Below are 12,513 nucleotides of genomic sequence, written 5' to 3'. Positions count from 1 at the left end.
CAAGAACGCTTCATTCGTAACAGGTCCCATGAGCATGATACCCACCACACGTAGAATATAAACGGCTGTAACCACGATGGCCGAAACAGAAATAATCGTTGCTATCCTATAGAACATATCGTCATGTTCAAAGGCCCCCACAAAAATGTTCATTTCCGCAACGAATCCACTAAAACCGGGAAGGCCTAACGAGGCTAAACCGGCTATTACATATATGACTGATATAAATGGAATTACTTTTAGTAAACCACCTAGTTTAGTGACATCCCTTGTATGTGTTCTTCCATAGATCATTCCGATCAGGGCAAAGAAAAGGGCCGTCATAAATCCGTGGGAGAGCGATTGCAAAATAGCTCCGTTCCAGGCTGTTTTGTTCAACATTAAAAGGGCGAACAGTACCATACCCAAATGGCTTACCGAGGAATACGCGTTTATGTATTTTAAATCAGTTTGTTTAATGGCAGCAAAGGCTCCGTAAATTACACCTGTTGCTGCAAGGATAATAAAGAACCATGACCAATGTAAGGCACCCTCGGGCAATAAATACATGGCAACTCGGAATACCCCATAGCCTCCTAACTTCATCAATACCCCGGCATGGAGCATCGAAACGGCAGTTGGAGCGGAAGCGTGACCATCGGGCGACCATGTATGGAAGGGGAACAATGCCCCTATTACCGCAAAGCCTATAAAGGTTAAGGGGAAAAACAACTTTTGTGCTTCAATGGGGATGTTCACTTTGGCAATCTCCAAGATATTGAAGGTCAAAGCCCCGCCATCAGCGTTTGAATTGAAATAGATCCCTAAAATACCCACCAAAAGTACTGCAGAAGCACCCATCAACATCAATGTCAATTTCATGGCAGAGTATTCCTTCGGACCTGTGCCCCAAATACCGATCAATAAATACATGGGAATTACCGCAATCTCAAAGAACACGAACATGGTAAACAGATCGAGGGAAATAAAGAAGCCGTAAACACCAATGGAAAGGACGATTAGGGAAACAAAAAACTCCTTAGGCAGGTCATCTATTTTCCATGAAATGAATACGCCTGCCAGTACGACGATTGCCGTCAACAATAGGAGAGCGACAGAAATTCCGTCGACACCAATATTGTAGTGAATATTGAATTCTTTGAACCAAACCAGATCTTTGGTAAAGACCATGATGTCGCTATTCACAGCGCGTTCCTTAAAATAAGCGATGATAAGATTAATGGCCATACCAAACTGTACAAGACTGCCAATCAACGAAACGATACGCGCCTGTTTCAAGCCTTGAGTGAAAACCAAGGCAAGTATGGTTAGCATGGGTACAATGATAAAAAGAGTTAATATGTCCATATCATCCTATTATTTCGTCCAGAAGTAAATAAATACTATGGCAAGTACAACCACCCCAGCAATAAATACGAAGGCATAATCCTGTACTTTACCAGATTGCAACCTTTTTATCTTTTCTGAGGTCCAAACTGTTTTATTGCCAATACCGACCATGGTACCATCAACATATTTCTTATCGAATTTTGCGATAGGAGCCGATACACGATCAAAAAGTATTTTCTTGGTTACAAAAAGATAGATCTCATCGAAATAAAATTTATCACTGGTCCATTTGTAAAATGGACCGAAAAAGTTGACCATTTTATTTGCAAGATCATTTTCCTTTTTATAGAAAATCCAGGCAAGGACTATTCCCAAGAAACCGACCCCAATCGCAACAGCTGCGAGGGGATAATTCAAATGCGCTTCAAATCCCGCTTTGTCCGCTGTGACGAGTTTGCTAAAAGGAATGAATCCGCCAACGATGCTCAATAAGGCCAAAACCATTAAAGGAAAGGTCATTGAAAATGGGGATTCATGTGGTTTATGTTCATACTTGGTTTCCTTACCCCAGAATATTCCAAAGTATATTCTGAACATATAGAATGCTGTAAGACCAGCAACGAACACCCCGACAAAATAGATAAGTTTGTTATGTTCAAAAGCCGCTACCAAGATTTCATCCTTACTAAAGAATCCTGCAAATGGGGGTACCCCGGCTATGGTCAATGCAGCAATTAAAAAGGTGATGTGGGTGATGGGCATGAACTTTCTTAATCCACCCATATCCTTTAAATAATTACTATGTACGGCATGAATTACAGAACCTGCACATAGAAATAATAAGGCCTTGAACATGGCATGGGTGAATAAATGGAACATAGAGGCCATATAGCCCAGACCCTCATGGCCGTCATACCCAGAAACACCTAAAGCCAACATCATATACCCTAATTGAGACATGGTTGAGAATGCCAAAACACGTTTAATGTCAGTTTGGGTAACGGCGATTATTGCTGCAAATAAGGCCGAGAAGGCACCAACATAGGCCACAATATTCAGTGCGAATCCGTTTTCTACAAAGTAGTACATGGGAAATAATCGGGCTACCAAGAACACACCGGCTACCACCATGGTAGCCGCATGGATCAAAGCAGAAACGGGCGTTGGACCTTCCATGGCATCAGGCAACCAAATGTGAAGGGGAAACATGGCCGATTTTCCCGCACCCCCAATAAAAATGAGAATCAATGCCCATGTCAAAACTGATAATCCCATAAATGAAGTAGATGCCCAGTTAAGAATGGCATTTCCTTCGGGATTGTTCAAGGTCTCAAAATCATAGGTTCCTGTATAATAGCCAACGATTAGGATTCCTATTAAAAATCCCAAATCTGCAAACCGTGTTACGATAAATGCTTTTTTGGCCGCAGATACCGCCGATGGTTTGGTATAGTAATAACCGATCAATAAGTAAGAGGAAACACCCACCAATTCCCAGAAAATATAGATTTGAAATAGGTTCGTAGCCAGTACCAATCCGTACATGGAAAAAGAAAACAAGGAAAGAAAGGCAAAAAATCGAGTGTACCCATCATCCCCTTTCATATAGCCCCTGCTGTATATATGTACCATTAGGGAAACTATGGAAACTACAATAAGCATCATTACTGAAATGGGATCAACCAGAACACCCATTTCTATTCGTAGCGTGTCGGTGAAGTTCATCCATACGGTTTTTTGCACCAATGTTTGATACACCCCATTTGCTTTGCCATAAACAAAGAAATATTGATAAGTGGTGTAAAAAGACAATAGGGTTGAGGTCAACAGGCCTAAAACGCCAATATAACCTGATACGGCAGGTTTTATTTTCTGGTTGAAAATTCCCAAAAGCAGAAAAACTACCAAAGGAATTAAAGGAATCAATATGATATAACTAAAGTTCATGCTCTATAAGTTTTAAGTGTCTAGAATGACTAGCGCGCCCAAAGTCTTTATTGTCCATTTATCATTTTAAAATTCAAATTTTAGCTCACTTTAAATACTTATCAATACTTCATGGTTTCTACATCTTTAACTTCCACCGAACTGATTTGCCGATATAATCCAATAATAATGGATACTGCCAATGCGGTTTCAGCTGCTGCCACGGCAATAATGAAAAGCGAAAACAATACGCCTTGTAACATTTCAGGATATAGATATTTGTTGATGATTACGAAATTGATGACTGAGGCATTCAATATCAATTCAACAGAAATCAAGATGGAAATCAAATTTTTTCGGGTGATAAATCCATATACACCTATAAAAAACAATATTGAAGTTACCGTGAGTATTTCGTAAATGCTAATTCCTGGTATCATAAGGCTTTATCATTTTTATCGGTTAATTTGGCTCCCTTGGCAATGATGATGGCACCGACCATGGCAGCCAGTAGAAGCACACTGATCACTTCAAAGGGCAGAATGAACCCGCCAGCTTCATAGCTCAAAAGTTTGGCACCGATCTCAGCTGTGGTGGTGGTCAATGAATTTTCCACAACATTGAACTCATGGGAATATATGGTTGTTAAGAACACACCTAAGCCCAATAAGCAGGCAACGGCAGTTAATAACTGCTTGGAGGTTTTGGCAATTTCCAATTCCATCTCTATGTGGTGCACCAGCAATACCGAAAATATGATCAAAACGATGATGCCGCCTGCATAGACAGTCAATTGAATGGCCGCTAGAAAATTATAGTCTATTAAAAAATAGACACCTGCAATACCGCATAAGGTAAACAGCAAGTAAATGACCGAACGCAACATTTTACGGCTGGTAACCGAAGCGATTGCAAAGACAATCATGACTAGGGCTAATGTGTAAAAAATAATTCTTTCCATGCTTTTAATCTTCTACTCCTGGCATTAGTTTAGACCCTGGTTTGTTCAAAACCCTGGTTAACGCAGTTCGATCATAAACCGAATTTTCAAAATTCTGACCCCACTTAATGGCATCAGTAGGGCAAACATCAATACAAAGTCCACACATGGTACACATGCTCAAATGATACACGAACTTGTCGATTTTCTTTTTCTTCTTGCCTGTTTCCTCATCGATTCCCCGATCCCAAATGATTTCGATAGTACCGTTGGGACAGGCGATCTCACATTTTTGGCATCCCGTACATCGGTGCTGGTTACTCTCATCATGGGGCATGATGACCTCTCCCCGAAAACGGTCGAACATCTTCAACGTGTCGCGGTTATCGGGATATTGTTGTGTAATGGCCCCTTTTCTGGAATGCAAGAAATACTTGCCGGTAACACTCATGCCCGTTAGGAGTGATTTTATGCCTTTATATATATCTGAAAAATATCCCATAGTTTAAAATTGGATGATTAGTTTTTGCCAGACAATCAGGGCCATTATTATCATATTCATTAGGTTGAGTGGGAGCAGGTATTTCCATTCCAACGTCAATAATTGATCTATACGTAACCGAGGAAACGTCCATCGAAACCACATCATCAAAAACACAAGGACCAATGCTTTAACCAAAAACCAAAATACACCAAGAATCGGTATTGATTCTGTGATGCCGAAAGGAGATAACCATCCTCCAAAGAAAACCGTGGTCGCGATGGCGGCAATGATGAACATGTTTATAAACTCTGCCAAAAAGAAATAGGCGAACTTCATTCCTGAGTATTCGGTATGGAAACCTGCACCCAATTCCGATTCGGCCTCGGCCATATCAAAGGGGGCCCTATTCGTTTCTGCCGTTCCGGCAATCATATAGATCATAAAGGCGATTATGGCGGGAATGTGCCCTTGCACGATCAGCCAACCATCTTTCTGTATTTCAACAATTTCGGAAAGCTGTAATGTTCCTGTGATCAAGATCATGGTCAAGAGGGATAAACCTATAGACAATTCATAGCTTATGGTTTGGACACCACTTCGCATCGCGCCGATTAAGGCAAATTTATTATTGCTGCTCCAGCCTCCCAATAAGATTCCAATAACACCAATGGAAGAAATCGCAATTAAGAAAAGTATGCCAATATTGATGTCAAATGCTTGGAAATCTTGCGTAAACGGTATGACCCCCAAAGCCATCAAGGCTGAAATAATCACGAAGTAGGGGGCAAGATTATATAGGAATTTATCTGCTTTTTCAGTGCCTGTCAGCTCTTTGGAAAGTAATTTCAAGGCATCGGCCATTGTTTGCAACAATCCGTGAAAACCAACCCTATTTGGGCCAATCCGCAATTGAAACCAGGCAGCGACCCTTCTTTCGAGCAAAACCAAAAACAATCCCGCTACTGCAAAGATGGTAAGATAGACGATTGCGATCAAGACCATTTCGATAAAATAGGCCATATTCTCAGACATTGTGCTGTAAAGCCAATCGTGAATACCTCTTGTTATGCTCAATGACCGAGGACCGAAGACCGAAGACGGAAGGCTGATGATCGATACCCAATATTGAATGATTAATCTAAACATTATAATCTATTTCTAAATGCAATCATCATATTCATTAAATGAAATGATTTTTCATAAAAGTTATCAAATTCTTTTTCTACTATGTAATTTCTTCTTTTGGCTTTGTGTAAACACGTTACCACTTCAGCTAAAGAGCGTATAGCATATCCCACAAACTTTTTTTGCTCTGGATTTGATTGTCCAATAGCTCCCTCAGATATGTTTAACGCAATGGAATCTGAAGCTCGTCTTATCTGTGAGGATAAGTTATAAAGTTCTTTTTTCGGAAAACTCTCGGCTAACTTATCTATATCATCGCCTAAATCCATAGCCTTGTTCCATATTTTTAATTTCTCAAATTTAAAGCTACTCTCCATAATAAAACAACTTTTCACCCGTCACCCGTCACCCGTCACCCGTCACCCGTCATCTGTCCATTGTCTTTTCTCATCTATCAATATCTGGGATTACAAGATCCAATGTTGCCATGGTGGCTACCAAATCCCCTATTTTGCCGCCTACTGCGATATGGTTCAATAGGGATAAATTTGAAAAGCCAGGGGAGCGGAATTTTAAGCGGTATGGACTTTTAACGCCATCACTAATAATATAAACCCCTAACTCACCTCTAGCGGTTTCCACCCGCTGGTAAAATTCGCCTTTGGGCAACTTTATCACCGCATTGGTGGCCACTCTATGTTCCCCTTCGGGTATGTTGTCTATCAATTGCTCTATGATTGACAATGATTCCCACATTTCCTCTATCCTAACCAGGTAGCGGGCAAAAGTATCCCCTTCAGTCTTAAGGGCTTCATTGAAAGTAACCTTGTCCAAAGCACTATACGGATGGTGTTTGCGCACATCACAGGAATAACCGGAAGCCCTGCCTACGGGTCCTGAGGCGCCAAATGAAATCGCATCCTCCCTGGTCAATATCCCAACACCCTTGGTTCTTTTGTGAAAAATCACATTGTTTGTCAAGAGCCGATCATATTCAGGTAGCTTCGTTTTAAAATGTGCGATGAAATCTTTTGTGCGTTTTATGAAATTAGGATGAATATCGAACATTAATCCACCAGGAACATTATAGTTCATGGTCAATCGTGCCCCACAGGTTTCCTCAAAGATGTCATTGATCAATTCCCTATCCCTAAAACCATAAAAGTAGGTTGTTAGGGCGCCCACATCCATCCCCATAACACCCCACCAAAGACAATGCGAAGAAATTCGTGTCAATTCACCGATGATGGTCCGTATAACCTTTACTCGCTCGGGAACTTCAAGCTCAAGGGCATTTTCAATCGTAAGACAAACAGCTTCATTATTTATGTTTGAAGATAAATAGTCCATTCTATCTGTCAGGTGAACGATTTGCTGGTATGTGTCCCTTTCACACATTTTTTCGATGGAACGATGAATGTAACCAAGGTCAGGTTCCACTTTCTTGATGATTTCCCCATCAATGGTCAACAATAGCCGCAGAACACCATGGGTCGCAGGGTGCTGAGGTCCCATGTTAATGAAATATTCCTCAGATCTAAAGTTGGTTTCTACGTTGGTTGGTTCCATGATCCGTTACTTGATAACCATATTAATTTCGTCTACATAATCTTTTCGTAATGGGAATCCTTCCCATTCCTCGGTAAGAAAAAGGCGTTTTAAATTTGGGTGGTTATTGAATTTTATTCCAAAAAAATCAAATACCTCCCGTTCATGGAATTCTGCTGTGGCCCATATATCGTAAACAGAATCGAATGTAGGGTTCTCCCTATCGGAGGTTTTGACTTTTACAACCACTGTATGTCTGAAGGTGGTCGATTCCAAATGATACACCACTCCTAATTCAGCGCTCCAATCAACACCTGATAAGCAAAATAAGTAATCAAATAGAGTATCCTTATTGGTTTTTAATTGGGTCATTAAAGAATGAAGCTGTGCGGGTTGAACAGATATGTTTAAGAATTGGGAACCTTCTTCGCTAAATTGCAATAGGCTATGATTGATACCTGCTTCTGGGGTTGGTTTTTGTGCTAGGCCTTCTTCACTTTCAGGAACTTCAACCTCATCCGACACCTTAGTGGCTTCTGTATTGGGAAACCAGCTACCGATTAATTCCTGTAATACTTGGTTGGTCATACTTATTTGGTTTAGAGGCCTTCATCGAATCCTTCAATAGGATTCTTTTTATGCTTCATACTTTCGTTTCGTATTTTATCCTGCAACATCAGCATACCTTCCAATAAGGCTTCTGGACGCGGAGGACATCCCGGCACATAGACATCGACGGGAATAACATGGTCTGCTCCTTTGACCACAGAATACGTGTTATAGAAAAATGGTCCTCCTGAAATAGCGCATGCTCCCATAGCAATGACATATCTTGGCTCGGCCATTTGATCGTAAAGACGCCGTAATACCGGTGCCATTTTATTGACGATTGTTCCGGCAATGATTATCAAATCGGCCTGTCTAGGGGAGGGTCGTGCTACTTCGAAACCAAATCTGGAATAATCATGTCTTGCTGCCCCGGTTTGCATCATTTCAATAGCGCAACAACTTGTTCCAAAATATAAGGACCATAATGAATTGGAACGTCCCCAATTGATGATCTTGTCCAGCGAGGTCACGATCACATTGGCACCGTTTCCTGCCGGAATCACCTTTCCAGGAAAATCATCGGGTATTTCTGGTTTGTCTATTCCCATTTTAAAGCTCCTTTCTTCCATGCATAGAGTAACCCCAATCCTAAAATCAACAAAAAGATAAGGACTTCGATAAAGGCAATGGCCCCAACATCCTTAAAAACTACTGCCCATGGTATTAGAAAGGCCACTTCAACATCAAAGATCAGAAATAAAATGGCAAATAAATAGTAGCCAACCTTGAATTGCACCCATGTGGGGCCAATGGTTTTCATACCACTTTCATAGGGTTCCCTTTTTTGTGGATTGTCCGATTTCGGGGAAATTAAATTAGACAGAAAATTAGCTCCTGCCACTAAGACAATCCCTGCGATTAAAAATACAATAATGGCTTCAGAACCCATAGTAAAATAAAACTATATATTAAAAGACAGTGTAAATATCCCCGGAGAAAAACAGGTCATCTGTTTTCTTGAAGTTCGAATCGGCTTTAACTTGGGCCGTAAGGGCATCTTCCCTTTCTTCCAAAGTAACGTCATCAAAACTCCTAATGATACCTGTTACCATCGGATATTCCAAACGTATCAACATTTGGTGTAAGGTAGGGTCTTTTTCCTTGGCATTGTGAACCAATATATCAGCTTCGGTAATTCCGTTTTCACCCAAGGTAACCACTTCCAATTTCAATCCGTTCAGGACCAAACCTTTGTCGTGTTCTTTTCCGAAAATCATGGGTTTTCCATGTGTTACGAAAAGGGTCCGGTCTTCCCGAACAGCTTTATCGGTATACTTATCATAGGCACCATCATTAAAGATAGGACAATTTTGTAAAACTTCGATGAGCGAAGTGCCCTTGAACTTTTCAGCATCGATGAACATCTGTGTCATCTCCTTTGGGGTATTTCCTGAGATTCTACCGAAAAATCGTGCTCGTGCGCCCAAAGCCAACTCACCTGCCGAAAACGGAGGTTGTGTATTCCCGTAGGGTGATGATTTTGTTTTCTGACCTACTAGGGAAGTCGGGGAAAATTGTCCTTTGGTAAGGCCATAAATTTCATTATTGAAAAGTACAATATTCAGGTCGATATTTCTTCGGAGCACATGTATAAAATGATTGCCACCAATAGCCATAGAGTCTCCGTCACCCGTAATGACCCAAACACTTAGATTCGGATTGGCCAATTTAACACCGGAAGCAATGGCCGGGGCCCTACCGTGGATACTGTGCATGCCATAGGTATCCATATAATAAGGGAATCTAGAAGAACATCCTATCCCTGAAATAAATACTACATCTTCCCTTTTGACCCCCATTTCAGGAAGCGCTTTTTGCATCGACCTTAAAATTACATAGTCGTCACAACCCGGGCACCATCTGACTTCTTGATCACTTGTAAAATCCTTATAAGAATACTCTTTTACTGCTGCTTCCATATTTATTTCACTAAAGATTTAAATTTTTCCACCAATTCGTTGTTCGCGAAAGGCAGTCCTTGAACTTTATTGAACTGAAGAAAATCAAATCCGTGGTAGTTGATTTTCAATACCTTGACAAATTGCCCACTGTTCAATTCACAAACAATGATTTTCTTAAACTTCTTAAGTAATTCCTCTGTATTTTTGGGTAAGGGGTTGATGTAATTGAAATGTGCGAGTCCGATAGTACTAAAACCTTCATCGTTCAATTCCTTTACCGCCGAATGTAAACTACCGTAAGTACCGCCCCATCCAATAACCAATAAATCACCTTCCTGAGTAAATTCAGGAACTATTTCCGGGATATAATTTTGGACCCTTTTTACTTTTTCGGCCCTTATTTTCGTCATGAACTCGTGATTTTCGGGTACGTAGGATACATTGCCGGAAATACGGTCTTTTTCTAAACCACCGACCCTATGTTCCAGTCCTGGGGTTCCAGGAATGGCCCAAGTTCTCGCTAAACTATCCTCATTCCGATCGTAAGGATGCCAGTTTTCAGTCGCTTCTTTAACAATGTTATTTTTAATCTCGGACATACTTTCTACCGACTGGATTTTCCAGGGGGCAGAACCATTGGCGATATAACCATCAGTCAACAATACGACCGGGGTCATGTGTTCCAAAGTCAATTTTGCCGCCATATAGGCATATTCGAAACAATTGGCAGGGGTACTTGCCGCAATAACAATAACAGGACTTTCCCCATTTCTGCCATACATGGCCTGTAACAGGTCTGACTGTTCTGTTTTTGTTGGGAGACCTGTTGAAGGCCCACCGCGCTGTACGTTAACAATGACCAACGGCAATTCGATCATCATGGCCAATCCTAAAGCCTCGCCTTTCAGGGCCAATCCAGGTCCTGATGTTGTGGTTATGGCCAAATCACCAGCAAACGCCGCACCAATTGAAGAAGTAATTCCCGCAATTTCATCTTCGGCCTGAAAAGCCTTTACACCAAAATGCTTGTGTTTTACCAGTTCGTGTAAAATATCGGTAGCCGGGGTAATGGGGTATGACCCCAAGAACAATTCCAGTCCTGATTTTTCTGCTGCGGCCAAAAATCCCCAAGCCGTGGCTTGGTTCCCCATCAGGATTCTATAAGTGCCCGGTGCCATTTTAGCTGGTGAAATGGTATAGGCATTGGGAATAATCTCCAAGGTCTCAGCAAAATAAAAACCAGCGTTCAATACTTTTGTGTTCGCTTCGATAAGTTCAGGTTTTGATTTGAACTTTTTTTCGAAAAATGCGATGGTATGCTCCTTAGATCGGTCATACATCCAATAGACCATACCCAAGGAGAACATGTTTTTACTTCTGGTGATACTTTTATTATCCAAACCTTCGACATCTTTCAATGCCTCTTTGGTCATAGTACCCATGGCCACTTCTATTACCCTATAGTTTTCCAAACTACCATCTTCAAGGGGATTGGTTTCGTAAAGGGCCTTTTCCAAATTCTTTTTGGTAAAGGCATCCGTATCCACAATTACGGTATGGCCCGGTTTTAAAGCGTGTAGATTGGTTTTTAATCCTGCAGGGTTCATGGCGACCAAAAGATCGACATTGTCACCTGGGGTACTGATTTCAACACTGCCTATGTGAACTTGGAATCCTGAAACGCCATACAGACTGCCTTGTGGCGCCCTGATTTCGGCCGGATAGTTCGGAAATGTGGCAACATCATTACCGAACATGGCAGAGGTGTCCGAGAATTGGGTGCCTGTCAATTGCATGCCGTCTCCAGAATCACCGACAAAACGGATCACTACGGCTTCTAAAACCTCTTGTTTTTTCTTTTCTGTGGCTGCAATCATATGGATTGATTTTAATTTATATGGATTATACTATTTATTTTGGTAAATTTAGATGCTAAAATAAATCTACCTTAGATTTCGAAATATGACATTTATCATTAAAAGGTAATGTACATTATATTAATTTCGTAGTCTAAATAAAATTAAGCAAAATGGCTATAATAATAACAGATGAATGCATAAATTGTGATGCTTGTGTTTCTGAATGCCCGAACAACGCGATTTATGAACCCGATCAAGAATGGTCCTACTCCGATGAAACCGCATTAAGTGGAATGGTAACAACCCCTGACGGTAGGGAAGTTGACGCTGATGCGGAAAACGAACCTGTTTCAGATGAATTCTATTTCATTGTTTCTGACAAGTGCACCGAATGCAAAGGGTTCCACGATGAACCACAATGCGCTGCGGTATGTCCTGTTGATTGTTGTGTTCCTGATGAGGCCCATGTAGAGTCCGAAGAGACTTTACTGGCCAAAAAAGTTTGGATGCACGGGGAATAATAAAAAAATCACACTTTAACGTATTGTACTTTACGGGGTATTTTCATGTCTTGAAAATGCCCCTTTTCTTTTTTTTGCCAAAATTTAAATAGTCCTTCCTTATAATGGTGGCTCATTTCATTGGCAGTTTAATGGCGTCGTTATCTTCTTAAATTTTCAAACGCTTATTTTCCCTGGTCAAAGCCCGATGCATCATTTTGGATATGGGTTTTAGAATACCTGATAAATGTCATAGTCTGCCCGTTCAACTCTAATTAATTTTATCCAAATT

The 12,513-nt window shown here is 40.9% G+C and carries 14 protein-coding genes; 1 reads left to right on the top strand and 13 read right to left on the bottom strand.

From position 1 onward, the window contains the following. The 13 genes from WBM98_RS09210 to WBM98_RS09150 form a co-directional block, all read right to left on the bottom strand. Positions 1-1,347 (bottom strand): complex I subunit 4 family protein (locus tag WBM98_RS09210; protein WP_424365730.1); only part of this gene is annotated, 1,347 nt, incomplete at its 3' end. Between the two features lie 9 nt (positions 1,348-1,356). Next, positions 1,357-3,276 carry an NADH-quinone oxidoreductase subunit L gene (gene nuoL / locus WBM98_RS09205; RefSeq protein WP_424365729.1) on the bottom strand — a complete coding sequence of 640 codons (1,920 nt, stop codon included), beginning with the start codon at positions 3,274-3,276 and terminating at the stop codon, positions 1,357-1,359. A 101-nt stretch (positions 3,277-3,377) separates the two neighbouring features. Beyond that, positions 3,378-3,695 (bottom strand): NADH-quinone oxidoreductase subunit NuoK, encoded by a 318-nt coding sequence (nuoK, locus tag WBM98_RS09200; protein ID WP_424365728.1) that lies wholly within the window; start codon positions 3,693-3,695, stop codon positions 3,378-3,380. After that, complete coding sequence (locus WBM98_RS09195) at positions 3,692-4,216, bottom strand: NADH-quinone oxidoreductase subunit J (RefSeq protein WP_424365727.1); 525 nt, start codon at positions 4,214-4,216, stop codon at positions 3,692-3,694. Before WBM98_RS09195 ends, nuoK begins: the two co-directional genes overlap by 4 nt. A 4-nt stretch (positions 4,217-4,220) precedes the next feature. After that, positions 4,221-4,697 carry a 4Fe-4S binding protein gene (locus WBM98_RS09190; RefSeq protein WP_424365726.1) on the bottom strand — a complete coding sequence of 159 codons (477 nt, stop codon included), beginning with the start codon at positions 4,695-4,697 and terminating at the stop codon, positions 4,221-4,223. 3 nt (positions 4,698-4,700) lie between these two features. Beyond that, positions 4,701-5,825 (bottom strand): NADH-quinone oxidoreductase subunit NuoH, encoded by a 1,125-nt coding sequence (gene nuoH / locus WBM98_RS09185; protein WP_424365725.1) that lies wholly within the window; start codon positions 5,823-5,825, stop codon positions 4,701-4,703. Then, positions 5,825-6,181 (bottom strand): four helix bundle protein, encoded by a 357-nt coding sequence (locus WBM98_RS09180; RefSeq protein WP_424365724.1) that lies wholly within the window; start codon positions 6,179-6,181, stop codon positions 5,825-5,827. Before WBM98_RS09180 ends, nuoH begins: the two co-directional genes overlap by 1 nt. A gap of 70 nt (positions 6,182-6,251) precedes the next feature. Beyond that, on the bottom strand, positions 6,252-7,373 hold the full coding sequence (locus tag WBM98_RS09175; RefSeq protein ID WP_424365723.1) for an NADH-quinone oxidoreductase subunit D: 1,122 nt from the start codon (positions 7,371-7,373) through the stop codon (positions 6,252-6,254). Between the two features lie 6 nt (positions 7,374-7,379). Further along, positions 7,380-7,940 carry an NADH-quinone oxidoreductase subunit C gene (locus tag WBM98_RS09170; protein WP_424365722.1) on the bottom strand — a complete coding sequence of 187 codons (561 nt, stop codon included), beginning with the start codon at positions 7,938-7,940 and terminating at the stop codon, positions 7,380-7,382. A gap of 11 nt (positions 7,941-7,951) precedes the next feature. Continuing rightward, positions 7,952-8,509, bottom strand: coding sequence for an NADH-quinone oxidoreductase subunit B (locus tag WBM98_RS09165; protein WP_424365721.1), 558 nt, complete (start codon positions 8,507-8,509; stop codon positions 7,952-7,954). After that, entirely contained in the window at positions 8,500-8,850 is a 351-nt protein-coding gene (locus tag WBM98_RS09160; protein ID WP_424365720.1) for an NADH-quinone oxidoreductase subunit A, read from the bottom strand. The genes WBM98_RS09165 and WBM98_RS09160 overlap by 10 nt, the downstream gene beginning before the upstream one ends. Positions 8,851-8,869: 19 nt before the next feature. Beyond that, positions 8,870-9,880, bottom strand: coding sequence for a 2-oxoacid:ferredoxin oxidoreductase subunit beta (locus WBM98_RS09155; RefSeq protein ID WP_424365719.1), 1,011 nt, complete (start codon positions 9,878-9,880; stop codon positions 8,870-8,872). Positions 9,881-9,882: 2 nt separating this feature from the next. Beyond that, positions 9,883-11,739: a 2-oxoacid:acceptor oxidoreductase subunit alpha gene (locus WBM98_RS09150; RefSeq protein ID WP_424365718.1), complete on the bottom strand. Its 1,857-nt coding sequence runs from the start codon at positions 11,737-11,739 to the stop codon at positions 9,883-9,885. Positions 11,740-11,891: 152 nt separating this feature from the next. Between WBM98_RS09150 and WBM98_RS09145 the strand changes: the two genes are divergently transcribed. Beyond that, positions 11,892-12,242, top strand: coding sequence for a 4Fe-4S binding protein (locus WBM98_RS09145; RefSeq protein WP_424365717.1), 351 nt, complete (start codon positions 11,892-11,894; stop codon positions 12,240-12,242). Positions 12,243-12,513: the final 271 nt, after the last annotated feature.

Source organism: Maribacter sp. (assembly GCF_049667165.1).
GTDB lineage: Bacteria > Bacteroidota > Bacteroidia > Flavobacteriales > Flavobacteriaceae > Maribacter_A.
This window is presented reverse-complemented; position numbering and strand designations above follow the sequence as displayed.